Annotated in this window: 27 protein-coding genes and 1 pseudogene; 10 read left to right on the top strand and 18 right to left on the bottom strand. The window is 73.7% G+C overall.

Annotated elements, in window-relative coordinates; all coding sequences use genetic code 11:
* Window positions 1-140: 140 nt before the first annotated feature.
* From FHU33_RS09920 to FHU33_RS26565, 14 genes and pseudogenes are all read right to left on the bottom strand, one after another.
* Complete coding sequence (locus FHU33_RS09920; RefSeq protein ID WP_246063470.1) at window positions 141-917, bottom strand: crotonase/enoyl-CoA hydratase family protein; 777 nt, start codon at window positions 915-917, stop codon at window positions 141-143.
* 129 nt (window positions 918-1,046) lie between these two features.
* Complete coding sequence (gene fabG / locus FHU33_RS09915) at window positions 1,047-1,814, bottom strand: 3-oxoacyl-ACP reductase FabG (RefSeq protein WP_142025212.1); 768 nt, start codon at window positions 1,812-1,814, stop codon at window positions 1,047-1,049.
* Window positions 1,815-1,968: 154 nt separating this feature from the next.
* Window positions 1,969-2,424 carry a DUF350 domain-containing protein gene (locus tag FHU33_RS09910; RefSeq protein ID WP_246063468.1) on the bottom strand — a complete coding sequence of 152 codons (456 nt, stop codon included), beginning with the start codon at window positions 2,422-2,424 and terminating at the stop codon, window positions 1,969-1,971.
* A 58-nt stretch (window positions 2,425-2,482) separates the two neighbouring features.
* Complete coding sequence (locus FHU33_RS09905) at window positions 2,483-2,971, bottom strand: ATP-binding protein (protein ID WP_246063466.1); 489 nt, start codon at window positions 2,969-2,971, stop codon at window positions 2,483-2,485.
* Between the two features lie 5 nt (window positions 2,972-2,976).
* Window positions 2,977-4,227 (bottom strand): AI-2E family transporter, encoded by a 1,251-nt coding sequence (locus FHU33_RS09900; protein WP_142025211.1) that lies wholly within the window; start codon window positions 4,225-4,227, stop codon window positions 2,977-2,979.
* Between the two features lie 156 nt (window positions 4,228-4,383).
* Window positions 4,384-4,779 (bottom strand): ankyrin repeat domain-containing protein, encoded by a 396-nt coding sequence (locus tag FHU33_RS09895; RefSeq protein WP_142025210.1) that lies wholly within the window; start codon window positions 4,777-4,779, stop codon window positions 4,384-4,386.
* A 9-nt stretch (window positions 4,780-4,788) separates the two neighbouring features.
* Entirely contained in the window at window positions 4,789-5,310 is a 522-nt protein-coding gene (locus FHU33_RS09890; RefSeq protein WP_142025209.1) for a GNAT family N-acetyltransferase, read from the bottom strand.
* Window positions 5,307-6,065, bottom strand: a complete 759-nt coding sequence (locus FHU33_RS09885; protein ID WP_142025208.1) for a dienelactone hydrolase family protein — start codon at window positions 6,063-6,065, stop codon at window positions 5,307-5,309. The genes FHU33_RS09890 and FHU33_RS09885 overlap by 4 nt, the downstream gene beginning before the upstream one ends.
* Before the next feature lie 116 nt (window positions 6,066-6,181).
* Window positions 6,182-6,724 (bottom strand): hypothetical protein, encoded by a 543-nt coding sequence (locus FHU33_RS09880; protein ID WP_142025207.1) that lies wholly within the window; start codon window positions 6,722-6,724, stop codon window positions 6,182-6,184.
* Between the two features lie 253 nt (window positions 6,725-6,977).
* Window positions 6,978-7,130, bottom strand: a complete 153-nt coding sequence (locus tag FHU33_RS24930) for a hypothetical protein (protein WP_170182395.1) — start codon at window positions 7,128-7,130, stop codon at window positions 6,978-6,980.
* Window positions 7,131-7,356: 226 nt separating this feature from the next.
* Window positions 7,357-8,433, bottom strand: a complete 1,077-nt coding sequence (gene nrfD, locus FHU33_RS09875) for an NrfD/PsrC family molybdoenzyme membrane anchor subunit (protein WP_142025206.1) — start codon at window positions 8,431-8,433, stop codon at window positions 7,357-7,359.
* Window positions 8,430-9,467, bottom strand: a complete 1,038-nt coding sequence (locus FHU33_RS09870) for a 4Fe-4S dicluster domain-containing protein (protein WP_142025205.1) — start codon at window positions 9,465-9,467, stop codon at window positions 8,430-8,432. The genes nrfD and FHU33_RS09870 overlap by 4 nt, the downstream gene beginning before the upstream one ends.
* Window positions 9,464-12,178 (bottom strand): annotated as a pseudogene (gene fdh / locus FHU33_RS09865) (formate dehydrogenase); the annotation flags it as partial. The pseudogene fdh and the gene FHU33_RS09870, both read right to left, overlap by 4 nt.
* Window positions 12,179-12,190: 12 nt before the next feature.
* Window positions 12,191-12,763 (bottom strand): dehydrogenase, encoded by a 573-nt coding sequence (locus FHU33_RS26565; RefSeq protein WP_142025203.1) that lies wholly within the window; start codon window positions 12,761-12,763, stop codon window positions 12,191-12,193.
* A 182-nt stretch (window positions 12,764-12,945) separates the two neighbouring features.
* Here FHU33_RS26565 and FHU33_RS09855 point away from each other — a divergent pair, with 182 nt between their 5' ends.
* The 4 genes from FHU33_RS09855 (at window position 12,946) to FHU33_RS09840 (ending at window position 18,155) form a co-directional block, all read left to right on the top strand.
* On the top strand, window positions 12,946-14,415 hold the full coding sequence (locus FHU33_RS09855; RefSeq protein WP_170182394.1) for a phytoene desaturase family protein: 1,470 nt from the start codon (window positions 12,946-12,948) through the stop codon (window positions 14,413-14,415).
* A 163-nt stretch (window positions 14,416-14,578) separates the two neighbouring features.
* The gene (locus FHU33_RS09850) at window positions 14,579-15,517 is read left to right on the top strand and encodes an extracellular solute-binding protein (RefSeq protein WP_170182393.1); all 939 of its coding nucleotides are present in this window, start codon (window positions 14,579-14,581) and stop codon (window positions 15,515-15,517) included.
* A 24-nt stretch (window positions 15,518-15,541) separates the two neighbouring features.
* The gene (locus FHU33_RS09845; protein WP_170182392.1) at window positions 15,542-17,200 is read left to right on the top strand and encodes an ABC transporter permease; all 1,659 of its coding nucleotides are present in this window, start codon (window positions 15,542-15,544) and stop codon (window positions 17,198-17,200) included.
* On the top strand, window positions 17,190-18,155 hold the full coding sequence (locus FHU33_RS09840) for an ABC transporter ATP-binding protein (protein WP_142025199.1): 966 nt from the start codon (window positions 17,190-17,192) through the stop codon (window positions 18,153-18,155). The genes FHU33_RS09845 and FHU33_RS09840 overlap by 11 nt, the downstream gene beginning before the upstream one ends.
* Before the next feature lie 4 nt (window positions 18,156-18,159).
* Here the strand turns inward: FHU33_RS09840 and FHU33_RS09835 are convergent, their stop codons facing one another.
* Together FHU33_RS09835 and FHU33_RS09830 are read right to left on the bottom strand one after the other, a co-directional pair.
* Entirely contained in the window at window positions 18,160-18,948 is a 789-nt protein-coding gene (locus tag FHU33_RS09835; protein ID WP_142025198.1) for a DUF6390 family protein, read from the bottom strand.
* Window positions 18,941-19,231 carry a HypC/HybG/HupF family hydrogenase formation chaperone gene (locus tag FHU33_RS09830; RefSeq protein WP_142025197.1) on the bottom strand — a complete coding sequence of 97 codons (291 nt, stop codon included), beginning with the start codon at window positions 19,229-19,231 and terminating at the stop codon, window positions 18,941-18,943. Before FHU33_RS09830 ends, FHU33_RS09835 begins: the two co-directional genes overlap by 8 nt.
* Window positions 19,232-19,330: 99 nt before the next feature.
* Here FHU33_RS09830 and FHU33_RS09825 point away from each other — a divergent pair, with 99 nt between their 5' ends.
* Genes FHU33_RS09825 through FHU33_RS09815 form a run of 3 tightly spaced genes read left to right on the top strand, consistent with a single transcriptional unit; the run spans window position 19,331 to window position 20,832 of the window.
* On the top strand, window positions 19,331-20,089 hold the full coding sequence (locus tag FHU33_RS09825) for a nucleotide-binding protein (RefSeq protein ID WP_142025196.1): 759 nt from the start codon (window positions 19,331-19,333) through the stop codon (window positions 20,087-20,089).
* Window positions 20,086-20,403, top strand: a complete 318-nt coding sequence (locus tag FHU33_RS09820; protein WP_142025195.1) for a nucleotide-binding protein — start codon at window positions 20,086-20,088, stop codon at window positions 20,401-20,403. Before FHU33_RS09825 ends, FHU33_RS09820 begins: the two co-directional genes overlap by 4 nt.
* A 21-nt stretch (window positions 20,404-20,424) precedes the next feature.
* The gene (locus tag FHU33_RS09815; RefSeq protein ID WP_142025194.1) at window positions 20,425-20,832 is read left to right on the top strand and encodes an ATP-binding protein; all 408 of its coding nucleotides are present in this window, start codon (window positions 20,425-20,427) and stop codon (window positions 20,830-20,832) included.
* Here FHU33_RS09815 and FHU33_RS09810 read toward each other — a convergent pair.
* Window positions 20,829-21,617: a nucleotide-binding protein gene (locus FHU33_RS09810; protein WP_142025193.1), complete on the bottom strand. Its 789-nt coding sequence runs from the start codon at window positions 21,615-21,617 to the stop codon at window positions 20,829-20,831. The genes FHU33_RS09815 and FHU33_RS09810 overlap by 4 nt on opposite strands.
* A gap of 124 nt (window positions 21,618-21,741) precedes the next feature.
* Between FHU33_RS09810 and FHU33_RS09805 the strand changes: the two genes are divergently transcribed.
* Complete coding sequence (locus FHU33_RS09805; protein ID WP_142025192.1) at window positions 21,742-22,293, top strand: NifU family protein; 552 nt, start codon at window positions 21,742-21,744, stop codon at window positions 22,291-22,293.
* Window positions 22,294-22,309: 16 nt separating this feature from the next.
* Here FHU33_RS09805 and FHU33_RS09800 read toward each other — a convergent pair whose 3' ends face one another.
* Window positions 22,310-22,804 carry a hydrogenase maturation protease gene (locus FHU33_RS09800; RefSeq protein WP_170182391.1) on the bottom strand — a complete coding sequence of 165 codons (495 nt, stop codon included), beginning with the start codon at window positions 22,802-22,804 and terminating at the stop codon, window positions 22,310-22,312.
* A 20-nt stretch (window positions 22,805-22,824) separates the two neighbouring features.
* Here FHU33_RS09800 and FHU33_RS09795 point away from each other — a divergent pair, with 20 nt between their 5' ends.
* A complete protein-coding gene (locus FHU33_RS09795; RefSeq protein ID WP_142025190.1) occupies window positions 22,825-24,057 on the top strand; it encodes a tetratricopeptide repeat protein in 1,233 nt (410 codons plus the stop codon).
* Window positions 24,054-24,812, top strand: a complete 759-nt coding sequence (locus tag FHU33_RS09790; RefSeq protein ID WP_142025189.1) for a biotin--[acetyl-CoA-carboxylase] ligase — start codon at window positions 24,054-24,056, stop codon at window positions 24,810-24,812. The genes FHU33_RS09795 and FHU33_RS09790 overlap by 4 nt, the downstream gene beginning before the upstream one ends.
* Window positions 24,813-24,818 lie beyond the last annotated feature (6 nt).

Below are 24,818 nucleotides of genomic sequence, written 5' to 3'. Positions count from 1 at the left end.
CACGTCCAACGCCCCGCGCCGGCCCGCGGCTTCCCCGATGATCAGGTTCCCTGGTCGTTCTGGGTCCTCCCTCACCGTCGACCGTGAGGGAGGTCCCCTGATGATCAGGTTTCCTGATCATCGGGGGCCGCAGACCCCTGTCAGCGGCCGCGCCAGATCGGCGGGCGGCGCTCGGCGAAGGCGGTCGATCCCTCCCGCGCGTCGTCCGAGGAGAAGACCGGACGGACGATCTCGTCCTGGCGGTCCCACGCCTCCTCGGGGCCCCACGACGGCGCCGACAGCACGACCTGCTTGGTGGCGGCGACGGCCAGCGGCCCGTTGGCAGCGATGACGCCGGCCAGCTCGACCGCCGCGTCCAGCGCCGTCCCGTCGTCGACCACGCGGTTCACCAGGCCGACGGCCGCGGCCCGGTCGGCGTCCATGGGCTCGCCGGTGAGCAGCAGCTCGAGGGCCACCGCACGCGGCACCCGCTGCGGCAGCAGCAGCGCGGCACCACCGGCGGCGACCAGGGACCGCTTCACCTCGGGGACGCCGAAGCGCGCGCCACGACCGGCGACGACCAGGTCGCAGGCGAGCACGAGCTCGAACCCGCCGGCGAGCGCCCCGCCCTCCACGGCGGCGAGCAGCGGCTTGCGCGGCGGCGTCAGGGTGATGCCGCACAGGCCGCGGCCCTCGATGGCGGGGGTCTCGCCCCGCAGGAACGCCTTGAGGTCCATCCCGGCGGAGAAGAAGCCGCCGGCGCCGGTCAGGACGCCGGCCCGCAGGTCGTCGGACGCGTCGAGCTCGTCGACGGCGTCGGCCACTCCCCGCGCGACGGCGGCATCGAGCGCGTTGCGTGCCTGCGGGCGGTTGATCGTGATGACCTGCACCGCGCCGCGGCGCTCGACCAGGACCCTGTCATCCACGCTGTCCGGCACGTGCCCTCCTCGACGGGAACGACGCGGGGCCCGGGCGCCGATGGCGACCCCGGCCCCGCGGTGTGGCCCCTCTGCAGGATCCGCCGCGAGTGGCGGGTGGCGGGTGGCGGGAGGCAGAGAGGTCCTGTTTCAGGCCTTCGGACCGCCGGCGGCGTAGACGACCTGGCCGGAGACGAAGCCGGCGCCCTCGCTGACGAAGAACGACACCAGATGCGCGATGTCCTCGGGCTGACCGACGCGGGCCACCGGGATCATGGACGCCGCGCCCTTGATGAAGTCGTCGAAGGGAACGCCCATGCGGTCGGCGGTCGCCTTGGTCATCTCGGTCTGGATGAAGCCGGGGGCGATGGCGTTGGCGGTGACGCCGAACTTGCCGAGCTCGATCGCGAGGGTCTTGGTGAAGCCCTGCAGACCGGCCTTCGCCGTCGAGTAGTTGGCCTGTCCGCGGTTGCCCAGCGCCGAGGTGCTCGACAGGTTGACGATGCGGCCCCACTTGGAGTCGATCATGTGCTTCTGCGCGGCCCGGGTCATCAGGAAGGCACCCCGCAGGTGCACGTTCATGACGATGTCCCAGTCGGACGCCGACATCTTGAACAGCATGTTGTCGCGCAGGACGCCGGCGTTGTTGACCAGCACGGTCGGGGCGCCGAGCTCGGTGGCGATCCGCTCGACGGCGGCCTCGACCTGGGCCTCGTCGCTCACGTCGGCGCCGACCGCGAGCGCCCGGCCGCCGGCGGCCTCGATGGCCTCGACGGTGCCCTTGGCGGCGGCCTCGTCCAGGTCGAGGACGGCCACGGCGAACCCGTCCTCGGCCAGGCGGACGGCCGTGGCCGCACCGATGCCGCGCGCGGCCCCGGTCACGATGGCCACCCGGGTGGCGGTACTTGCCTCGCTCATGAATGTTCCCTTTCGCGTGTGATGCCGGCTGCCGTCCGCGGGTCCTCCCCGCGACGGGCCGAGAGCTGCGCCCGACACGTTACGGCTGGGCCGTGCGGCCGCCGTCACAAGGTCCGGGCGCGCGTCCGACCCGAACCCGGACCCGGGTCGGGGGTCAGGGCCAGATCGAGGCGACGATGATCGCCGCCACCGCCAGCTGCACGGCCGCGCTCACCAGGCTGGCCGGGTGGAAGTCGCGGTCGGTGAGGTGCGCGCCCAGCTTCCCGGGAGTGATCAGGTCCAGGATCAGGAACGCGACGGCCTGCAGCACGACGCCGAGGACGCCGAACACCACCGTGTAGAGGAGCGCCTCGCCGAAGCCGCTGGTGGCGTTGGTCCAGATGCTGGCGAAGACGATGGCGCCCTGGCCGAGGAAGCCGGCGGCGAGGGTGAGGGCGGCGTTGACCGACCGGTCCTCGTAGATGTGCCGGCCCAGGTGCCCCGGGGTGAGCAGGTCGAGGGCGTAGAAGCCGAGGACCAGCAGCGCGATGCCGACCCCTGTGTAGGCGCCTGCATAGCCGATGCTCTCCAGCACGGGGCGGACCTCCTGGGTGGGAACGGGGCTAGTCACGGGCAGCGGGCGTGCCAGGTCTACCGCACGGGGCCGGCCGGTGCACGGACCGGGCCCCTCACACGCCCGGCCGGGACCCCGCGGCCGCCGCCGACGTGCCGGTTCCCTCGTCCGTGCGGACGACGTCCACCCGGTCGAAGCCCTCGGCGAGGGTGGGCGGGACGAAGCGGGCGCGGGTCGCGAAGATCCCCTGCAGCGGGACGCGGGCCCGGCCCTCCCGTGCCTCGTTGCGGGCCAGGCAGACCTCCGGCCGGGTGTCGATCCACACCGCCCGCACCGGGACCCCCGCCTCCCGGGCGGCGGCGACCAGCGCGGCGCGGTCCTCCGGTGCCGGGTTGGTGTTGTCCACGGCCACGCTGCACCCGGCGGCCAGCCGCTCGGCGACGACCCGGCGTTGCCGCGCCTCGCGACGGCGGGCGCGCGGCCAGTGGTCCTTGCTCACCACGACGTGCGTGGCGGCGAGGTGCCGGCTCACCCACGTCGTCTTCCCGCTGCCCTGGAGACCGACCATCACGACCAGCTCGGGGACCGGAGCGGAGGTGGGCACGGCTCTCAGTCCGGATCGGCGCCGGGGTGCGGGACCGGGCGACGGGGATGGTGCAGCCGACGGACCGACGCGAGCGCAGCCCGGCGGGCGTGCATGCGGCGCCGGGCGCGCATCGTCCGGGGCGCCCGGGGCTCCTCGCGCAGCAGGGCGTCCAGCCAGTGCCCGCCGGGGTCGACGTCCACCAGGAGCGCCTTGACCAGCAGGGTCAGCGGGATGGCCAGCAGGGCGCCGAGCGCGCCCAGCACCCAGCCCCAGAACAACAGGGCGAGGAAGGTGACCGTCATCGACAGACCCACCGAGTCGCCGACGAACCGGGGCTGGATCAGCGTCTGGACGACGAAGTTCAACAGCGAGTACACGACCACGATCGCGATCAGCTCGCCCCAGCCACCGGCCAGCAGCCCGAGGATCGCCGGCGGGACGACGCCGAGGACGAACCCGATGTTGGGCACGTAGTTGGTGATGAACGCCAGCAGCCCCCAGAGGCCGGCCGCCGGGACACCGATGATCGTCAGCGCGATCCAGTCGCCGACCGCCACGATGGCGCCGAACACCGTGCTGACCAGCAGGTAGCTGCGGGTGCCCTGGCTGAACAGGGTCATCGCGACCGGGAGGTGCGGGCGGTCCTCCCCCACCAGCGCCATGCGCCGGGGGAAGCCGCTGGACTCGATGGCCATGAAGACCAGTGCCGACAGCAACAGCACCAGGGTGCTGGCCGCGCTGGTCAGCCGGCCCAGCAGGTCCGTGGCCAGGCCGACGAACTGGCCGTAGTCGATCTGGCGCACCAGGTCCGAGAGCTGCCCGGACACGATGCCGGCGTCGTTGAGGTCCCGCACGACGTCGTTGATGAGGGTCTCCGCCCGCTGCGCGTAGTCCGGGAGCAGGGCGGCGAACTGGGCGACGGAGACCACGAGCAGGGTGACGAGGGCGAGGAGCACCGCCCAGACGAGCAGCAGGAGCACCGTCGTCGCCAGCCAGCGCGGCACGCCCACCTTGCGCAGCCAGCTCTGGACCGGCGCGAGGGCGACGACCACGACCAGGGCGAGCAGGACCGGCGCCACCAGCCAGGCGATCGCGCGCAGCCCCGCGACGGCGATGGTGGCCGCCGCCAGGCCGACCAGCAGGAGCAGCCAGCGCGGGATGCCCGACGGGGCGGCCTGCGGCTCGACAGCGGTCGACCCGCTCTCCCCGGCGTTCCCGTCCGGCGCGGCGTCGAGTCCTTCCTCGGCCCCTGCCAGGAGGGCGTCCGCGGGCATTCCGGACTCGTGGCGCGCCGCCGTCCGGGCGACGGCCGAGTCGGCTCCGGGTACATCCGGTCGCACCGCCATGCCCGCCTCCCCCAGGTCGCCGCGTACTACCCCGTACACCGTGCCCCCATGGTGCCGGGCGCGCCCACCCGAGCGTCCCAGGCGCTATGTCGCGTCGAGCAGCTCGACCATCGCGGGGAGGTCGAAGAACGTCGCCGTCGCCCGGGCACTCGGGCCACCGGCGTCGGGGTCGGCACCGGCATCGAGCAGCCGGGTCACGGTCGCTGCCGACTGCTTGAAGACGGCCGCGGCCAGCGCGGTCTGCCCGCGGTCGTTGGCCCGCGAGTGGTCGGCCCCCCGGTCGAGCAGGGCGCCCACCGTCGCCGGGTGCCCGTGGTAGGCGGCCAGGATCAGCAGGGTGTCGCCCTTGTCGTTGGTGAGGTTCACCGGGACGCCGGCGTCGAGGTACGCGGTCAGCTCCTCGGTGTGGCCGCCGCGGGCCAGGTCGAAGACCCGCCCGGCCAGTTCGATGACACCCGGGTCGATCGGCTTCCCAGTCACCGGCCCAGCCTAGGAGGCGCCGGGGAGCTGGAGCTTCATGCCCTCGTGCGAGGCGACGAAGCCGAGCCGCTCGTAGAAGCGCTGCGCGTCGATTCGGGCCTTGTCGGTCGTGAGCTGCACCAGCGCGCAGCCCCGGCGGCGCGACTCGTCGATCGCCCACCCGATCATGGCCGCGCCCAGGCCGCGACCGCGGGCCCCGGCGGCTACCCGCACCGCCTCGATCTGCGCGCGCAGCGCACCGCGCCGGGAGAGCCCGGGGATGAAGGACAGCTGCATCGTCCCGAGGACGGCGTCCCCGTCGACGGCAACCAGGAGGAGATGCGCAGGATCGCCGTCGACCAGCTCGAACGCCCGCCGGTAGGGCCCCAGGTCGCCGCCGGCGTCCTGGCGGCCGATGCCGAGCGGGTCGTCGGCCAGCAGGGCGACCAGGGCCGGGAGATCGGTGACAGCCGCGGGGCGCAGGTGCAGCGTCACGCCGTCGAGGGGCAGGGGCGCGGGCAGACCCTCGCTGCCCGACCGGCCGGAGGTCACGAGCGGAGCGCCGCGCGATCGGTGAGGGCCAGCACGTGCTCCCACGCGTCCCGGCAGGCGTCCTCCCACTCGCCGTGGGCCCGGTCGAAGAACGAGTGCGGCGCGCCGTCGTAGACGACCGCGTCGACCTCCGCACCGGCGGCGCGCATGGTGTCGGCCAGCGCGAGCTGGTCATCGACGGGGGTGGCGGAGTCGGCACCGGCGATCACCATGACCGTGGGCAGACGGGCCGCCGCGGCCGAGTGCCCCACGATCGACGGCTTTCCGTAGAACCCGGCGCAGCCGGCCAGGTCGAGCGAACCGCCGGCCTGCCGCCAGGAGTGGCTGCCGCCGAAGCAGAAGCCCACCGTGACGACCGGCAGGTCGGGCGACGTGCGCTCCCGCAGGTACCCGACCGCCGTGGTGATGTCGGCATCGATCCCGGCCTCGGTCGTCTGCGGGATGTGCGTCTGCCAGTCGAAGTCCTCGTCACGGACACCGGTCGACCCGCAGACACCGGCGGTCCGGCCGAACCAGTCGATGGCCACCGCAGACAAGCCCGCCTCGGCGAACCGCTCGGCCAGGGCCACGTAGTAGGGGTGCAGCCCGCGGACGTCCGGGAGCACCACGACGCCGACCCGCGGCGTGGCGGCCGGCGCGGCGTAAGCGGCAGAGAACGCCGTGCCGTCGGCAGCGGTCAGCGTGAGGACGCCGCGTTCGGCGACGTCGCCACTGCGGGGCGGTGCGGGCGGGCGACTGTCGTGGTCGTGGCACATGTCTCGGTTCTACCGCGCCGGCGGTCCCCCGCGCCCGTCGGCACCTGACTGCCGGTCCAGCAGGTCGGAGCCGCGAGCCGGCACGACACCGCCCGGGCTGACCACCGCTCGCCCGTTCAGTCGCCGGCGGCCTCGTCCGCGGACTCGGGCCGGCCACCGAAGACGTCGGCGGCCACCTCTCGGCGGGCATGGGTGACCCAATCGTGCTGCTTGTTGGCCTGCTCGATCAGCCCGTCCATGAGCTCGACGTCCACGCGGTCGTCGATCGCCGCGACCTCGCGCAGCGTCTCGAACCCGCTGCGCTTGGCCCGGACGGCCGAGGCGAGGAACTCGAACTCGACGAGCGAGCTCATCGGCGACCGGCTCACCAGCCGGCCGTTCAACTTGACCCTGCTGATCTTCTCCCCCAGCCAGAGGCCGAGCTGCTTGTACCGCCGGATCGGCAGCCCCAGCTCGGCCATGATCCCCCGCAGGGCATGGTGCTCCTCGTGCAACTCCTTCAGCAGCTGCCGCAGCCGCGCTTCGTAGACGGTGCCGGCGTGCGCCCCGATCATCCGCTTGACCAGCTCGATGCCGCCGACCGAGGCGGCCAGGTGGTCGTTGCAGTAGACGGTCAGCAGGTCGGCATTGCGAATGCCGCCGCGCGTGGCTTCGGACACCGGAGCTCCTCGGTCTGGACGGCGATCGGCCTGATTCTCACCGGCGACCGGGAAGCCCGCACCTCAGGATGCGCCGATCAGTTGCGCAGGGAGCACGTCGACACCTCGGACATGCAGCGGCCCACGACCCGCTGGCGAGCGTGCCGACGACCACCCGGTCGGCGGCGGCCCAAGCGTGCCGTCCTGAGTAGCGGGCTCAGAGCAAGCCCTCAGCCCTGCCGGTGACAGATCAAGGCTCCCGCCTTGCAATGACCTACCTCGAGATCCGAGCGATCACGGTCGAGTCGCTCACCACTGTTCCCGTCCCTGGCTCGCTCCCTGGACCGAAGGCTCCGCTGCCCTCGGTGGACTGCTCCCGGGCGGCGAAGTAGATGACCAACCACACCACCAGGACCACCAGGACCACCAGGACGATGCCGCTCGCGATCGCGGCAGAACGCCCGAGCGACCGTGGTCTGCGCGCTGCTCGGGATCGGCCGGCCGGCGGTTCCCGCGCCGGCGATCGGACCCGTCGGCCGCATGTCCCATGGGACCCTCCTCCGGGGTGGGGCGTCAGGTCGACGTGCGGATACCCCGATTCGTCACCTTGTCGACAGACGGACCGCGGGCTGTGCGCCCGGCGGGGCACGACGTCATGGCCTCGTCCCGGTGGACGCAGCCTCGCGCGATCCGGCCGCGTCCCGGGCACGGGCCCGGGCCCGCTGTGGTTCGACGGTGTACTTGGGATCCTTCGCGCTGGCCATGCCTGCGTCGAAGATGCCGAACCGGGTGAGCACCGACCCGGCCGTCACCAGGGCCCCGCTCACCACCGCGGCCGGCCGGCTGCGGCCGGCCACCAGGGTCAGGCCCGCACCGGCGGAGGTGCAGGCGCGCGCGGCTTTCAGCAGCTTCCCTGCCCGGCCGGTCCGGTACGGCTCGCTGACCAGCCCGTGGCCGTGTTCGACGCGCTGCATCGCCCCGAACTCGATCACCGCACCCAGAGCCGCGACCTTGCGCGCGGGCCCCGCCTCGTCGAGGGGCGTGAGTGCCATGGTGATCCCCCCACCCGCGGCCATGGCCGAGCCGGCGAAGACGAACGGCAGTTCGCGGTGCACCTCGTGCCACGACGGGACGGCGGTGTTGGCGAGCAGCGCCGCCGTGTAGGTCGTCATCGGCCCGCCCAGGACCGCCGCTCCGACGCCCGTGAGCCGGCGCAGCAACGGGAACCAGCCCAGGAGGTGGGCTCCGGCCGTCGCGGTGGTCAGCGCGCTGAACGGCGCCAGGATCCAGGACCCCACCGAGAGTGGCGAGGTCGTCTTGAGCACGCGCAGCATGTTCAGGAACCGGCTCGGCCTGCCCAGGTCGTGGATGAGGAAGGCCACCGAGGCGAGCGCCCCGCCGCCCGCGGTGAGGTGGGCGACGCGCGCCAGCGCCGGGCGGCGCGTCCCCTCGGCCAGGGCGCCCAGGACAGCGGAGGACCCGGCGGCGCCTCCGAGGAACAGGTAGAGCGGCACGTCCGGCGTCTTCCACACCGGTGGCTTGATGACCGGCCGGCCGTAGTACGAGGTGAACTCGGCTTCGTCGACCATCGGGATCTCCCCGCGGCCTCCGCGGCGGCCGCCCCCGCGGCGCCGCTGCTCGCGGTCCTGGGCCGGCGGACCGTCGGCCCGCCGCCAGCCGGCACCCGGGGCACCCGCTCCGACGCCCTCCGGCGCTTCCCCCGTGGTCATCGCCGCCGCCCCACGAACGCCGAGGCGACCAGCCCGACCACCATCGCCGCACCCGCGCCGACGGACCGCCACATCGCCGGCAGGTCGCGGGTGGTGACCACCGGGTCCGGTGGCAGCCCGTAGACCTCCGGCTCGTCGAGCAGCAGGAAGAACGCCCCGGCTCCCCCGACGCCGTCGGTCTCGTCCCGCCCGTAGAGCCGCGCCCCCTCCACGCCCTTGGTCTGCAGCGCGGCCAGCCGCTCGTCGGCGCGTGCCTGCAGCGCGTCGAGGTCACCGAACTGGATCGACTCGGTCGGGCAGGCCGACGCGCAGGCCGGCTGCAGCCCGTCGGTCAGCCGGTCGTAGCAGAGGGTGCACTTGAACACCCGGCCGTCGTCCTGGCGCTGGTCGATCACCCCGTACGGGCAGGCCGGCACGCAGTAGCCGCAGCCGTTGCAGATGTCCTCCTGCACCACCACGGTGCCGAACTCGGTGCGGAACAGCGACCCGGTCGGGCAGACGTCGAGGCAGGCCGCGTGGGTGCAGTGCTTGCAGACGTCGGACGACATCAGCCAGCGGATCTCCCGGTCGCCCGAGGACGTCCGCTGCGGATCGGTCTGCTCCGCCGTCGTCGCCGACGCCGGAACCCCCGGGTGGACGACGGGGGGATCCTCGAGCGGTCGCTGCCCGCCGTCGGCGCCCGGCAGTCCGACCGTGGGCATCGGCAGGTCCACCGCACGGCTCTGCTCGACGAAGGCGACGTGCCGCCAGCTGTTCGCACCGAGCATCCCGGTGTTGTCGTAGGACGCCCCGGTCAGGCCCAGGGCATCGACCGTGCCTTTCGCGTCGTCCATCGGCAGGAGGTTCCACTCCTTGCACGCCACCTCGCAGGCCTTGCAGCCGATGCACACCGAGGTGTCGGTGAAGAAGCCGACCCGGGCAGGATGGTCGTCGGCGTAACCACGGTCGCCGGTGACGTCGGGCACCGGACCGAACAACCGGTTTCCCGGGTCCTCGCCGGTGAACGCCGCGCTGGCCGAACTGATCGCCGTCATGACCGCTCCTCGATCGGTGCTCGTCCGTTCGGGCCCAGCCGACCGCTCGCGACCCCCGCCCGCCGGCGGTAGCCCTCCACGAACTCGACCAGTTCCGGTCCCCGCGGACGTCGACCGGGCCGGATGTCGCACGTGGCGACCTTGGATTCCTGGATGTGCACGTTGGGATCCATCACCACGCCGAGCAGGTCGTTGGCCGAGTCGCCGGTCGTGATGCCGTTCCTGCCCCAGTGGTACGGAAGCCCGACCTGGTGCACCTCCCGCCCGGCGACCCGCAGCGGCCGCATCCGCTCGGTGACCAGGACCCGCGCCTCGATGGCGCTGCGCGTGCTGACCAGCGTCGCCCAGCCCATGTGCTCCAGCCCCCGCTCCGCGGCCAGCTGGGGGCTCACCTCGCAGAAGAACTCCGGCTGCAGCTCGGCCAGGTACTCCAGGGTCCGGGACATCCCACCGGCGGTGTGGTGCTCGGTCAGCCGGTAGGTGGTGACGACGAACGGGAACGTCTCGTTCATCGCCGGGTTCGCCCGGTTCCAGGCGCCCCGCAGCTCCAGCCGCGCCGGGTTGGCCTGGCGCGAGTACAGCGGGTTGGGCACCGGCGACTCTGCCGGCTCGTAGTGCGTCGGCATGGGCCCGTCGGCGAGCCCCGAGGGCACGAACAACCAGGCCTTGCCGTCGTTCTGCATGATGAACGGGTCGGCCCCGCCGATGGCGTCCTCGGCCTGGGCGCCGTCGGGGGGTACGTGGTCCGGCCGCTTGGTGGCCTGGAAGTCCGGGACGTCGGGGCCGGTCCACTTCCCGGCGTCCTCGTCCCAGTAGACGTACTTCTTCCGCTCGCTCCACGGCCGGCCGTCCGGATCGGCCGAGGCCCGGTTGTAGAGGATCCGCCGGTTCATCGGCCAGGCCCAGCCCCACTCCGGGGCCACGAGGTCCTGCTCGGTGTGCGGCTTCTTGCGATTGGCCTGGTTGACCTCGTCGGCGAACACACCCGAGTAGATCCAGCAGCCGCACGACGTGGACCCGTCGTCCTCCAGTTCGGTGTAGCCGCTCACCGCCGTGCCGTCCGGTCCGGTGCCGCTGATCTCCCGCAGCACGGCGTGGGCGCTGGGCTCGTCGAGGCTGCCGTGGGTCGGGTAGTCCCACGTCAGGTCCAGGATCGGCCGGTCCCGCGGGTCGGCGGAGCCGGCGAGCTTCTCGCGGACGATCCGGCCGAGGTGGAAGTAGAACCACAGGTCGCTGCGGCAGTCCCCGGTCGGCTCGACGGCCTGGGAGTGCCACTGCAGGAGCCGCTGGGTGTTGGTGAACGAGCCGTCCTTCTCCACGTGCGCCGCCGCGGGGAGGAAGAACACCTCGGTGGGGATCTGCTCGGTGACCAGCTCACCGGTCTCGATCTCCGGGCCGTTCTCCCAGAACGTCGCCGACTCGATCAGCTGCAGGTCGCGGACGACCAGCCACTCGAGGTTGGCCAGCCCGAGCCGCGCCATCTTGGCGTTGGCGTGCCCGACCGCCGGGTTCTCCCCGACCAGGAAGTAGCCGGGCACGGTGCCCTGGATCTGCTGGGCGACCGTCTGGTACGAGCTGTGGTCGCCGGTCAGCCGCGGCAGGTGGTCGAAGCAGAAGTCGTTCTCCGGCTGCGCCGCGTCGCCCCACCAGGCCTTCAGCAGGCTGACCGTGTACTTCTTCATGTTGCCCCAGTAGCCCGCGGATCCGGCGGCCTCTGCGACGAAGTCGTCGAGGTCGCGGTCCTGCCGGGCGTGCGGCATCGGGATGTAGCCGGGGAGGATGTTGTAGAGGGTCGGGATGTCGGTCGACCCCTGGATGCTGGCGTGCCCGCGCAGCGCCATGATGCCGCCGCCGGGACGCCCCATGTTCCCCAGGAGGGCCTGCAGCACGCTGGCCGCCCGGATGTACTGCACGCCGACGGTGTGGTGGGTCCAGCCGACCGAGTACACGAAGGCGCTGGTGCGCTCGCGGCCGGAGTTGCTCGTCAGGGCCTCGGCCACCTTCAGGAAGACCGCCGGCTCGATGCCGCACACCTCGTGCACCATCTCCGGCGTGTAGCGCGCGTAGTGCCGCTTGAGCACCTGGTAGACGCACCGCGGGTGCTGGAGCGTCTCGTCACGCCGCGGTTTCCCACCGACCGGGATCCCGCCGCTGCCGGTCTGCTCCGACGTGCCTTGCTCGTGCTCCTCCGCGTCCGACGCCTCCGACCCCGGCTGCGCGCTGCCCGAGGCCCCCGGCTTGGGCGACTGGCGCTGACCGGCCGCCGCGGTGACCGAAACACCCTCGTACTGCCACGACGTCTCGTCGTACCGACCCGTCTCCGGGTCGTAGCCGGAGAAGAGCCCGTCGAGGTCCTCGGTGTCCTGGAAGTCCTCCCGCAGGATTGCCGCGGCGTTGGTGTAGGCGACGACGTACTCGCGGAAGTCCTTCTCGTTCCGCAGCACGTGGTTGATCAACCCCCCGAGGAAGGCGATGTCGCTCCCGGCACGCAGCGGGACGTGCAGGTCGGCCAGGGCGCTGGTGCGGGTGAACCGCGGGTCGACGTGGATGATCGTCGCTCCCCTGGCCTTGGCCTCCATGACCCACTGGAAGCCCACCGGGTGGGCCTCGGCCATGTTCGAGCCCTCGATGACGATGCAGTCGGCGTTCGCCAGGTCCTGCTGGAACGTCGTGGCGCCGCCACGGCCGAAAGAGGTCCCCAGACCGGGGACCGTGGAGGAGTGCTATATGCGCGCCTGGTTCTCGACCTGGACCGCGCCCAGGGCGGTGTAGAGCTTCTTCATGAGGTAGTTCTCCTCGTTGTCGAGGGTCGCCCCTCCGAGGCTCGCTATCCCCATCGTCCTGTTCAGCCTGCGCGGTTGTCCGTCGACTTCGTCCTCGTCCTGCCAGGTCTCCCCGCGGGTCTTGATCACCCGGTCGGCGATCATGTCCATCGCCGTGTCGAGATCGAGGTCCTCCCACTCCGTCCCGTACGGACGGCGGTACCTGACCTTCCTCTGCCGCGTCGCGCTGGTGACCAGACTCTTGCTCGCCGCGCCCTTGGGGCACAGCCGGCCGCGGCTGATCGGCGAGTCGGGGTCGCCCTCGATCTGGGTGACCTCCTCGTCCTGGACGAAGACCCGTTGCCCGCAGCCCACCGCGCAGTACGGGCAGATGCTCTGCACGACGCGGTCCGCGGACGCCGTGCGCGGCACGAGGGTGTCGGTGCGCTTGCTGCGCACCGCCTCGCCCCGCCCGGAAGGGTCGGATCCGGTCAGCTGCCGGAACACCGGCCACGCGTCCAGCCAGGTCTTCATGAAGCCCTCCCGTGGCAGCGCTGCCCGTGGACGGCGGACGAGTCGCCGACCTGCCGGCGTGGTCACGCCAGTGCTGCCCGCCGCTGACCCAACGTTGCCGACCCTAGCCACGGCCCGGCCCGCCCGCACGTCCCCGACCGGCCCGGTGGCCGACGACGCGCCGCTCACCCAGCATGGGGCAGATGAACGGGAAGCCGGACGCCGTCGTCGTCGGCGCCGGGCCCAACGGCCTGGCCGCGGCCCTGCGTCTCGCCGCCGCCGGGCTGCGGGTACAGGTCCTCGAGCGGAACGCGCGGGCCGGCGGCGGGCTCCGCACCGCCGAGCTGACCCGGCCGGGCTTCGCCCACGACGTCTGTGCGGCGGCGCACCCGATGGCCGCGGCGGCGCCCTTCTTCCACGAGTTCGACCTCGCCGCCCGCGGCGTGCGCCTGGTCCACCCGGAGATCCCCTACGCACACCCGCTGGACGGCGGTCGGGCTGCTCTCGCCAAGCCCTCGCTCGAGGAGACCGCGGAGGCCTTCGGCCCCGACGGGCCGGCATACCGTCGGCTCCTCGGCCCACTGGTCGAGCACGGGGACGAGGTGGTCGACTACATCCTCGGCAGCGCCTTCCGCCGGCCGCCGGTGCACGGCATCCCGGCGCTCGCGTTCTTCGCGGTCAACGGGCTGCCCAGCGTCCGGTGGCTGATGCGTCGCTGGTTCCGGACCGATGACCCGGGAGCCCTGCTCGCCGGCGCCGCCGCCCACGGCATGCTGCCGCTGACGCGGGGGCTGACCGGAGGACTGGGGCTGTTGCTGGGCATGCTGGCGCACCACGTCGGCTGGCCTCTGGTGGAGGGTGGATCGCAGCGGCTGGCCGACGCGATGGTGACCGCGCTGGAGGAGCAGGGTGGCGAGGTGGTCACCGGGCACGAGGTGACGGACCTGAGGGAGTTCGATGGCGTGCCCGCCGTCCTGCTCGACACCTCACCGTCGGCCTTCGTCCGGATGGCCGGCGACGGGGTGCACGAGGGCTACCGGCGGTGGGTGGCCCGCTACCGGCACGGGCCCGGCGTCTTCAAGGTGGACTGGGCGCTGTCCGAACCGGTCCCCTGGACCAATCCCGAGGTCCGTCGGGCCGGCACCGTGCACCTGGCCGGCACGCTGGACGAGACCGTCGCCGCAGAGTCCGCTCCGGCAGCCGGCCGGAACCCCGAGCGGCCCTTCGTGCTCGCCGTCCAGCCCACCGTGGTGGATCCGACCCGGGCACCGTCCGGCCGGCACGTCCTCTGGGCGTACGTCCACGTCCCGCACGGCTCCGACGTCGACATGACCGACCGGATCGAGACGCAGATCGAACGGTTCGCCCCCGGCTTCCGGGACACCGTCCTCGACCGGCACACGACGAACGCCCGCCAACTGGAGGCGTACAACCCCAACAACATCGGCGGCGAGATCTCCAACGGAGAGGCCTCGATGTGGCAGATGCTCGCCCGCCCGGTACCGCGGTGGAATCCGTACAAGACACCCGTGCGGGGCACGTATCTGGCGTCCGCGGCGACCCCGCCGGGACCCGCGGTGCACGGGATGTGCGGGGACAACGCCGCCCGCGTGGCGCTGCGCGAGATCTTCGGCATCCGGGAAGCACCCCGGTTGCGCCCGGCCCGCGTCTGACCCGCCGTCAGCCTACGCGGCTCCAGGAGCTGACAGGTGCAGGCGGTCGCCCTAGCCTGTCCCGGGTGATCACTCGATGAGGACGAGGCCGGTCGGGCGACCTGCCGGACGCGTCGCACGTGGCAGCCGGCGACGAGCATGCGGACTGCTGTCGGCAGTTCTCGTGGCCGTCCCGGCCTGTAGCGCGGAGGCCGGCGAGGCCGGGGCTGGAGCGGCCGAGACGATCACCCTGTACACCTGCGTCAGCGACACGACGATCCAGCCGTTGATCGACGCCTTCGAGGACCGCGCCGACGGCGCGCAGGTCGAGCTGTTCCGCGCGCCCACCGGTGAGCTGAACGCACGGGTGGCGGCCGATGTGCGCTCGGGCGGGCTGCGGGCGGACGTCATCTGGGGCTGCGATCCCCTGACCGTGCAGGCCTTCGTCGACGAGGGGCTCGTGGGCGGGTGGACGCCGCCCGAGGCCGCGGCCATCCCCGGGGAGTTCCGCACGGACGACTACGTCGGCGTCGCCGTGCTCTACATGCTCGCGCTGCACCGCACGGACGTCCCGGCCCCGCAGACGTGGTCAGACCTGGCCGCCGGCGACTACGCGGTGGCCGTGCCCGACCCCTCGGTGGCCGCCTCGGCGCTGGGCGCGCTGGGCTGGTTCGCCTCCGAGCCGGACTACGGCCTGGACTTCTACGTCCAGCTCCGCGGCAACGGCGCGGTACAGGTGGGCACGCCCAACGACGTCACCGCCGGGGTCTCCCAGGGCATCTACGACGCCGGCATCACGATCGCCAACGCGGCCTACGCGGCCGTCGAAGACGGCTCCCCGGTGGCTGTCGCCTGGCCCGAGCCCGGAGCCGTGGCCATCTACGGGCCGATCGCGCTGGCCACCGGCAGCGCCGACTCCCAGGTCGCGAAGGACTTCATCTCCTTCGTCGTCGGGGACGACGGACAGGCGGTGGTCGGCGAGTCCGGCTCCTACCCCACCCGGCCTGGGGCGCCCACGCCGACCATCCCCCAGGGCGCGCCGATCGTCTTCCCCGACTGGGCCGCGATCGGCAGTGACAAGGACGCGATCGTCGGCGAGTACCAGCAGGTCTTCGGCGGCTGAGCGATGCACCCAGGCGGTGCGCCGATGCTGGTCCGGTGGAGCGCCGTCGTCGCCGTGCTCGCCGTCGTCGCCGCGCTCGTCGCGTTGCCGCTGCTGCGCCTGGGCGCGGTGCTGTGGCAGGAGAGCGACGGCGACCTCGCCGGCGTCCTCGGCTCGGCCCGGTTGGGCACGGCGGTGCGCAACTCCCTCCTCCTCGCCGCGGCCGTGACCGCCGCCGCCGTTCCGCTCGGCGTCGCGATCGCGCTGGTCCTGCGCCGGCCCGACCTGCCCGGCCGGGCCCTCTGGCGGGTGGCGGTGCTGCTGCCGGTGGTCGTGCCCGACTTCGTGCTCGGCTACAGCTGGACGCAGGCCTACGCGCGGGCCGGCTTCACCGACACCGTCGCGGGGCTGCACTGGCCGGGACTGCTGGGCCCCGTCGGGGTGTGGGTGGTCCTGGTCGTGAACGCCGCGCCGCTGGCCTACCTGGTCGTCGCTGCCGGCCTGGCCGCGCGCGCCGAGCCAGACCTGGAGCGCGCGGCCCGGGTGTCGGGCGCAAGGAGCGGCACGGTGCTGCTCACCATCACGCTCCGGCTGCTCCTGCCCGCGCTGTCGGCGGCAGCCGTCCTGGTGTTCGTGCTGACACTCGGCTCCTTCGCCATTCCGCACGTCCTCGGCGCACCCGCCGGGTTCAGCACGGTGACCACACGGATCTACGCCGACCTGTCGATCGGTGGCGATCCCGCCTCCTTCCTCGAGGCGGTCGCCCTCGCCCTGCTGCTGGTCGTCCTCGCCGCCGTATGCGTGGCCCCGGCGGACGCGCTGCTCGGTCCGCGGCTGCGGGCGGAGCGCCCGGCAGGTGCGCAGGGCACGAGCGCCGTGGCCGGGAGCCGGCCGGTACGGCGGGCCCAGGCCACCGCCCTGGCCGGCTACCTGGTGCTCACCGTGGCGCTGCCGCTGGCCGCCCTCGCCCTCGCCTCGGTCACCCGCGCGCTCGGGATCCCGCCGACGCCCGGCAACTGGACCCTGGACCACTTCCGCGAGATCCTCACCCCGCGCACCGTCGAGGCGGTCGGCCGCAGCGTCGGCCTCGCGCTCGCCGCGGCCTCGCTGCTCGTGCTGCTCGGCGCCCTCGTCGCGGTGCTCGAGCGCCGCCGGGCCGGCCGCGCGATCGGCACCCTCGTCACACTCACCCTCGTGCTGCCCGGCTCCACCCTCGCGGTCGGCCTGCTGCTCGCCTACGGGCGATGGCTGTCCGGCACCCTCACGCTCATCCTGCTGGCCTACGTGGCCAAGCTCTGGGCGTTCGCGCACCGGCCGATCGCCGGTGCGCTCGACCGCCTGCCCCCCGATGAACTGCGCGCCGCACGGGTCAGCGGCGCCGGCGCGCTCACCACCGTCCGCACCGTCGCACTGCGGCCGCTCGCCCCCGCGCTGCTGGCGGCGTGGCTGATCTGCTTCCTCACCGCCCTGTACGAGGTCACCATGTCCAGCCTGCTCTACGGGCCCGGGACGGAGACGTTGGCGGTCGTCGTGCTGAACAGTCAGGAGCTGGGCCGGATCGGGCCGACCGCCGCGCTGTCGGTGGTGCTGTCCCTGCTGCTCGCCGTACCGGCCCTCGCGCTGTGGCCGGTGTTCCGCGCGCTCCGCGGCGGGCGCGGGGCTCCGTCGGCCGGCACTCGAACGGAGGGGCCCAGTGCCGGCTGAGCCCGTCCTCGAGGTCACCGATCTCGTCGTGGAATACGACGGCACGACGGCGCTGGCCGGAGTGACTCTGGAGGTCCGCTCCGGGGAGGTGCTGGCGTTGCTGGGGCCCTCCGGATCGGGCAAGTCCACCCTGCTGCACACCGTGGCCGGTTTCCTCCTGCCCAGGTCCGGCACCGTCCGTCTCGCCGGCACGACGGTCGCCGGCGACGGCCGCCCGGTGGCACCGGAGCGCCGCGACCTGGCCGTGGTGTTCCAGAACTACGCGTTGTGGCCGCACCTGTCCGCGCTGGACACGGTGGCCTATCCCGCGCGACGTCGCGGCACGGGCCGGAAGCAGGCCCGCGCCGAGGCGCTGGCCATCCTGGACCGGCTTCGGATCGCCCACCTGGCCGACCGGAAGCCCGCGGAGCTCTCCGGCGGGGAACAACAGCGCGTGGGACTGGCACGGGCCCTCGCCCGGCGGGCGTCGGTCTACCTCTTCGACGAGCCGACGGCGCACCTGGACACGCACGTCCGCGGTGTCTTCCTCGAGGAGCTCGTCGCCCGCCAGCGCGACAGCGGTGCGGCCGCGGTCTACGCCACGCACGACGCGGAGGAGGCACTCGGCCTGGCGGACCGGGTCGCGCTGCTGCGCGAGGGGCGGCTGCTGCAGGTCGGCACGCCGCAGCAGATCTACGGCGAGCCCGTGGATCTGTTCGCCGCCCGGCTCACCGGCCCCGCTTCCGTGGTGGACGCTCCGGACGGTTCCGCGAAGCTGCTCGTCCGGCCGGGCTGGGCCCGGCTCGGTGGCGACGTCGACGGCGACCTGCGCGCGGTCTGGTTCCGGGGGCCGCACTCGGACTACCTGGTCGACAGCCCGCTCGGCGAGCTCCTGATCCGGGAGCCCGGCGCCCCCCGTCACCCGGTCGGTGCCCGGGTCGGGTGGACCCTGGAGCGCAGCTGGCCCATCGGGTGACGCTTCAGTCGAGGAGCGCAGGCACCCGCGAACGGGTCTGCCGGTCGTTGACGATGGCCAGGTGCCGATCCGAGTAGTGGCGCAGCCGGGCGACCTGCCGTTCGGTCAGCCGGTCGCACACCCACTCCCAGTGCAGGGACACCCAGTCGCCGGGCTGCACGGTGCCCACCATCCCGACCCCGTCGACCGACTGCACGACGGTCTCGGGCACGGGCGGCCCGAGCTGGAGGGTGCGACCGTCCCAGCTCAGTGGCTGGCTCTCCACCACGACCTGGTCGCCCTGGACCGCCTGCACCCGTCCCCAGCGGATCCGGCACCGGTCCAGCACGGTGAGCGCGTGCGGCGCCTTGCGCCCGTCGGTCAGCAGGCCGGTGTAGGGGTAGATGCAGAACACCGCGAAACTGTGGTGCGGCACCCCGCCGGCGAGCACGCCCTCGGTGAGGGTCGAGAACGTCGCCCCTGTGACGGCGCGGAACCGGTCCTCCATGGAATCGCCCACCGCACGGGTGCTCACCAGGTCCAGCCGGGGACTGCCCACCCAGTAGGCCTCCACCACCCGGCGGTCCAGCGGGTCGGCCAGACCGGTGGCGCCCGCGATCAGCTGCAGGTACGGCCATGCGCCGGCGAACTGCTGCGCCATCGCGCGCAGGCCGCCGTCGTCCCGGCCGGCGACGCCGTACTCGAAGAGCCCGCCGGAGTCGGCCGGCCCGCAGTAGCCGTGTGAATTGGGCGCGAAGGCGTACCGGGCGAAGAGGACCGGTCCGGGAACCGCCCCCGGCCTCCGCTCAGCCACGGCGGTACTCCTCGCCCGCGTCCACGACGGGCGCGTCGGACAGCGCGCTCGCGTACATGTCGTCCAGCCGCTGCATCTCCTCCAGCGTCGCGCGCGCCTCCGCCTCGTCGATGACCTCCATCGCGAATCCGACGTGGACGACCACCCAGTCGCCGACGCGGGCTGCTCCGGGGCCGAGCAGGGCCAGCGACACCTCCCGGCCGACGCCGCCGACGTGCACCTCCGCGTGCGCCGCCGCGGGATCGGGAATGGCCACGATCTGACCGGGAACGCCCAGGCACATGCAGGTCTCCTCGCGTGGATCGCTGCGCGGCCGCGAGCGGTCCGGTAGGTGTGCGGTACCACTAGCCACCTTTCCCGCACCCAGCCCTACAGTCCAGCCATGCGGGTGGCTTTCGTGGGCAAGGGCGGCGCCGGGAAGTCGTCCCTGGCCGGGACGTTCGCCCGGCTGCTGGCCGGCAGCGGCGAGCGGGTGCTGGCGCTGGACTCCGATCCCATGCCCGGGCTGGCGTTCGCCCTGGGCGTCGACCCGACGGACGCCGGGCTGCCCGACGACGCGGTGGAGGAGTACGAGGAGGCCGGCCGGCGCCGGTACCGCCTGCGCCCGGGCCTGACCGGGCCCGACGCCATAGAGCGGTACGCGGTGCGGGGGCCGGACGGGCTGCGCTTCCTCCAGCTGGGCAAGGCCCGCGGGCCCCGGTGGAGCAACACCCGCCCGCACTGGGCGTACCAGCGGGTGCTGGACGACCTGCCCGGCGACGGGTGGAGCATCGTCGGAGACCTCCCGGGAGGCACCCGCCAGCCGTTCCTGACCTGGGGCCGCTACGCGCGCACGTTCCTCGTCGTGGTGGAGCCCTCCCCTGCGTCGCTGCTCTCCGGCCGGCGCCTGGCCCGGCTGGCCGCGACTGCCGGCGCGCCGCAGGTCGTCGCGGTGGCCAACAAGGTGCGGAATCCCGACGACGCGGAGCGAGTCGCTGCCGGCACCGGCCTGCCCGTGGTCGGCGCCGTCCCGTTCGACCCCGCGGTGGGCGACGCCGACCGGCTGGGCCGTGCCGTGGTCGACGCCGGGCCGGACACGCCGGCCGTCGCGGCAGTACGGTCGCTGGTGGACGACCTGCGCAACCGCGAGGAGGCCTCGTGAAGATCGCTGTGGTGGGCAAGGGCGGCTCGGGCAAGACGACGACGTCCGCGGTGCTGGCCCGGACACTGGCCCGCCATGGGCACGAGACGCTGGCCCTCGACTGCGACACCAACCCGAACCTCGGCATCTCGCTCGGACTGAGCGAGGAGGTGACCGAGCACCTGGTCACCGTGCGCGACGCCGTCAACGCCGGCGACGAGGCGCACGCCGGCAGCGCGGACGACCTGGTCGAGCGGTTCGGCACGACGGGCCCGGACGGCGTGCGGCTCGCCGTGGTCTCGGCGATCCAGAACCCGGAGCCGGGCTGCCCGTAGTGCGGCATCTCACCTGAGCAGTTGCTCGGGCAGCTGGAACGTCCCGGTCGGATCGTCGTCGCCGACTTCGAGGCGGGCCTCGGCACCGTCCTGCGCATGGACGGGGAACCGGTCGACGTCGTGGTCGTCGTCGTCGAGCCGACCGCCAAGTCGCTCGAGGTCGGTCGCCGCGCGGCGGAGGCGGTGCTGGCCGGCGGGCTGGGCCGCGTGGTCGTCACGGCCAACCGGATCCGCGACGCGGACGACGAGTCCCGGGTGCGCGCGGCCTTCCCCGGCCTGGACCCGGTGCTGGTGCCGGACGAGCCGGCGATCGTCGCGGCGGAACGGCGCGGCGAGGCCCCGTTCGACGCGGCGGCCGACTCTCCGGGCGTCCAGGCCCTGGTCCGCCTGGCCGAAGGCCTGCTGCCGCACTCGGCCGGGACGCATTAGGCAGGCGCGTCCTCGGCGAGGGCGTCCACCGCGCTCAGGACCTCCTCGAGGGCAGGCAGCATCGCCGGCGAGGGTGCCCGGATGCCGAGATCGCCTGCGCGATCCGCCGCGACGATCCGCTCCTCGTACGGCAGCACACCGGCGACCGCTAGTCCCTCCTCCGCCAGCGCGGCCCGCAGGTACTCCTCGTCCGCCGGCGTGCGCGCCTTGTTTCCCACGGCGAGCAGGCGCGGGATGCCCAGTTCGGCCGCCAGCGCGGCGGTCCGCGCGGCGGTCACCACCGACTTGCGGGTGGGTTCGCAGACGACCAGCAGGAGATCGGCATGGGCCAGCGTGCCGCCGGACCGGCTCAGATGCTCCAGCCCCGCCTCCATGTCGACCAGCGTCACGTCGACGTCCGCGAGGGCGTCGGCGAGCAGGCTGCGGACGGTGGCGTGCCCGCCGCAGGTGCACCCTGCCCCGGCCTGTGCCACCTTGATTGCCGAGAGGAGCGTCGGTCCGGCCGGTGTCGGCCGGCCGTACCGCTCGACCAGTTCGGCCGCTGACAGCCCACCCCCGCCGCCCACCACCGCGCTGCGCGGCAGCTCCGGAACGGCCTCGGTGTCCTCCAGCGACAGTCCGAGCGAGAGGCCCAGGTTGGGATTGGAGTCGGTGTCGATGGCCACCACGGCCCGTCCCTGCCCGGCCCAGGCGCCGGCCAGCAGACCCGCGACCGTCGTCTTGCCGACCCCGCCCTTGCCCACCACGCCGACCGTGAGGGCGGTAGAGCGTGCCACCGTCGTCATCCGGTGCTCCTCGCTGCGGGCGCTCGATAGTGGCGCAGGTCATCCGGCAGAGGCAGACTGCCACCACGCAGCCGAACCGTCGACACGCAGGAGACTGCACACATGACCAAGGTCCGCCGCGCTCGTGGCTGACACGGTGCCGACGCCGGAGGAGTCACTCGCCGAGCTCGGCCCGTTGCTGGACCGGCTCGAGGAGCTGCTCGGCGAGGTCGAGAGCTTCGACGAACCCGTCCAGGAGCGGGTGTTCGAACTCCTCGACGGCGTCGACGCGATCCACCGGCTGGCGGTCACCCACCTGGCCGATGCGCTCGGCGAGAGCGCCGAGACGGTGCGGTCGAGCGATCCCGCGGTCGCCTGGCTGTTCGAGGCCTACGGGGTCGGGGTGGACGACATCGCGGCCGCCAGCGCAGCGCTCGAGCCCGTCCGCCCGTACATCACCGAGCACGGCGGGGACGTCGAGGTGCTCGGCGTCGCGCGTGGCGTGGTGCGGGTGCGGCTCAGCGGCGCCTGCTCGGGGTGCACCTCGGCCGCCCAGACCCTCCGGTACGGGGTGGAGGAGGCGCTGCGGGAGAACCTGCCCGGATTCGTCGCGATGGACGTCGCGCCGGACAGCGGTGCCGCATCACATCCCCCGCCGGGCCCGGTGCTGCTGCAGATCCAGCCGCGACCCGCATGAGGGGACCGCCGGACCGTCAGTCCCCGCCGGGGAGGTGCTCGGCCAGCAGCCGGAGGACCTCCGCCGCGGCCACCTCCACGGCGCGTCCGGTCGCCGGGGACAGCCCCTGGCCCAGCCGGTCGGTGTCGACCGTCTGGACGCCCACCACGAGGGTCGCCCCCGGGAGCACGTCGAGGGCACGCGCCACCATCAGGGCCTTCTCCGGTGTCGCCAGGTGCATGTCGGCCAGCTCGTCGCGCCGCCGCTCGGGCGAGAGCGTCGCCACGTCGAGCACGTCGGGGCGCTGGACGACCACGGTGCCCGGGGGGCGGCCGAGATCGACGGCGTCGACCACGAGGAGCACGTCGACCCCGCGCAGCAGTTCCTGCACCAGGTGGATGCCGCCGATGCCGACCTCGAGGACGACGGCGCCCTCCGGCAGGTCCTCCGCGGCCAGGCGCTCGGCGACCGCGTGGCCGAAGCCGTCGTCACCCCGCAGGACGTTGCCGAAGCAGGCGACGATCGCGGTCACGGCAGCAGGGTAGGCGGGCCATGACAGCAGGCCGGCCGGAACCGCTCACCGCGCGACTCGCGCGCTATCCCGTCTCGCGCTATCCGGTGCAGCACGCCACGACGCAGTTCCATCTCGGCTCCGCGCTCCTGGCCGCCGGCGAACCGGCTGCCGCACGCGAGGCGCTGACCGTGGCCCGCCGCATCTTCGGCGAAGCGGGCCTGCGCCTGGAGGAGTCGAAGGCCGGCAACATGCTCGGCATCGCGCTGCGGGAGTCGGGCCGCCGGGCGGAGGCCGCGACGGCGTTCCGGGCGGTCGCGGAGTCGTTCGCGGCGCTCGGCCAACCCGCGGAGCAGGCCGCGGCGTCATACAACCTCGGGCTGGTTCTCCGCGACGCCGGGGATCCCGCCGGTGCACAGGTCGCCTGGACGGCCGCCGGCGAGTCCTTCCTGACCGTCGGCCGGCCGGCGCAGGCGGCGGCCTGCGCCCGGGAGCACGGCAGCTGCCTGCTCACGTCCGGCGATCCCGAGGCGGCGCGCCGGTTGCTCGAGGAAGCCGCCGTGCTCGCTGAACGCGCCGGTGACCTGCCGGGGCTCGGGGCCGCGCTCAACGTCCTGGGGTTGGCGCTGCTCGCCACCCACCGGCCGAGCGAGGCCGTGGAGACGTTCCGCCGGGCGCTGGGCGCCTTCCCCCGCACCGTGCGCCCCGCGGAGTACGCGATGGCCAAGGCCAATGTGGCCCTCGCCGCCGCGCAGGCCGGGCAGGAGGCCCGGGCCCGCCTGGCCGCCCGGCAGTCGCTCGCCGTGCCGGCCGCGGCCGGCACGGTGCGTTCGCAGGCCCGGCAGGTGCTCGCCGGACTGCCGCCGCCACCCGGGAACGACCTGCTGGACGTGCTGGACGACGAGCCGCCCGACCGCTGGACGGCCACGGTGCGCGAGGAGGTGCTCCGTCTGGTCGAGGCCCCGGCTCCCGAGCGGCAGGCCGCCGTGGCCGGCTTCCTCGAAGGCGCGCTGGGCCGCCCGGCCGCGACCCTGCCCCTCGTGCAGAACCTGCTGCACGTGCTGCTCGAACTGCCACCCGCGGCATACGACCCGATGGTGCGCGCCGTGGTCGCGGCCGCCGGTGATCCGGGGCTGTCGGCGGAGGACCGGGATGCGCTCGCCCGCACGATGCAGTCGGCCATGGCCCGGTTCCCCGTCCCGCAATGGGACCGGCTGGCGGCCGATTTCGAGGGGGCCGCCGCCGGGAGCGGTGCGACGCTCGGCTGGCGATGAGCGACGACCTGGTCGCCGGGGAGCTGGCGCAGCTGCTCGGCCCGCGTCCGGTCCGCAGCTATCCGGCCCTGCTGTCCACCGAGCCGGAGGCGATGGCCTGGGCACGGTCCGGTGCACCGGCCGGTGCCGTCGTCGTCGCCGACTACCAGGCCTCGCCGCGGGGCCGCGGCGGCTGGCCGTGGCACGTCCGTCCCGGGCGGGGACTGGGCTTCTCGATGGTCCTGCACCCTGATCTGCCGCCGGAGCGGGAGGGCTGGCTCTACGTGACCGCATCCGTCGCCCTGGCCGACGCGCTGGGCGACGTCCGCTTCGGGTGGCCGGACACCGTTCTGGCGCAGGACGGGGACACCGTGCTCGCCCGGCTGGGCGCCTTCGTCCAGCTGGGGCCCCAGCGGACGGAGTGGGCCGTGGCCACGGTGCTCGTCGAGGACGCGCTCCCACCGCGCGGGCCGCTGCTGGCCGGGCTGGCCGCGGCGGTCGAGGAGCGACTGGCCCAAGCCGCGGACGCCGTGCTCGAGGCCTACACGCCCCGGTGCACGACGCTGGGCCGATCCGTCCGTGCGCGGATGATCCCGCTGGGTCCGACGGGGCCCAGCGTCGCCGGCCAGGCCGTCGACGTGCTGACCGACGGAGCCCTCGTCCTGCACACGGCGCGCGGCAACCGCGTCGCCGTCCGGCCGCCGAACCTGGGCCTGCTGGAACCGTCCGGGCCGGGCGACGACGGCGATCTCGATGGCGCGGCGGAGGGCATGTAGGTGTGC

Origin of the sequence: Blastococcus colisei (assembly GCF_006717095.1) — a bacterium.
Lineage (GTDB): Bacteria > Actinomycetota > Actinomycetes > Mycobacteriales > Geodermatophilaceae > Blastococcus_B > Blastococcus_B colisei.
The sequence above is the reverse complement of the archived record's forward strand: the minus strand, read 5'-3'. Positions and strand labels throughout refer to the sequence as shown.

What these genes read in the sequence shown, in the direction of transcription:
- fabG (WP_142025212.1), bottom strand. Translation starts at nt 1,814, where the DNA reads ATGAGCGAGGCAAGTACCGCCACCCGGGTGGCCATCGTGACCGGGGCC.
- FHU33_RS09900 (WP_142025211.1), bottom strand. Translation starts at nt 4,227, where the DNA reads ATGCCCGCGGACGCCCTCCTGGCAGGGGCCGAGGAAGGACTCGACGCC.
- FHU33_RS09885 (WP_142025208.1), bottom strand. Translation starts at nt 6,065, where the DNA reads ATGTGCCACGACCACGACAGTCGCCCGCCCGCACCGCCCCGCAGTGGC.
- nrfD (WP_142025206.1), bottom strand. Translation starts at nt 8,433, where the DNA reads ATGACCACGGGGGAAGCGCCGGAGGGCGTCGGAGCGGGTGCCCCGGGT.
- FHU33_RS09870 (WP_142025205.1), bottom strand. Translation starts at nt 9,467, where the DNA reads ATGACGGCGATCAGTTCGGCCAGCGCGGCGTTCACCGGCGAGGACCCG.
- FHU33_RS26565 (WP_142025203.1), bottom strand. Translation starts at nt 12,763, where the DNA reads ATGAAGACCTGGCTGGACGCGTGGCCGGTGTTCCGGCAGCTGACCGGA.
- FHU33_RS09855 (WP_170182394.1), top strand. Translation starts at nt 12,946, where the DNA reads ATGAACGGGAAGCCGGACGCCGTCGTCGTCGGCGCCGGGCCCAACGGC.
- FHU33_RS09845 (WP_170182392.1), top strand. Translation starts at nt 15,542, where the DNA reads ATGCTGGTCCGGTGGAGCGCCGTCGTCGCCGTGCTCGCCGTCGTCGCC.
- FHU33_RS09830 (WP_142025197.1), bottom strand. Translation starts at nt 19,231, where the DNA reads ATGTGCCTGGGCGTTCCCGGTCAGATCGTGGCCATTCCCGATCCCGCG.
- FHU33_RS09825 (WP_142025196.1), top strand. Translation starts at nt 19,331, where the DNA reads ATGCGGGTGGCTTTCGTGGGCAAGGGCGGCGCCGGGAAGTCGTCCCTG.
- FHU33_RS09810 (WP_142025193.1), bottom strand. Translation starts at nt 21,617, where the DNA reads ATGACGACGGTGGCACGCTCTACCGCCCTCACGGTCGGCGTGGTGGGC.
- FHU33_RS09795 (WP_142025190.1), top strand. Translation starts at nt 22,825, where the DNA reads ATGACAGCAGGCCGGCCGGAACCGCTCACCGCGCGACTCGCGCGCTAT.
- FHU33_RS09790 (WP_142025189.1), top strand. Translation starts at nt 24,054, where the DNA reads ATGAGCGACGACCTGGTCGCCGGGGAGCTGGCGCAGCTGCTCGGCCCG.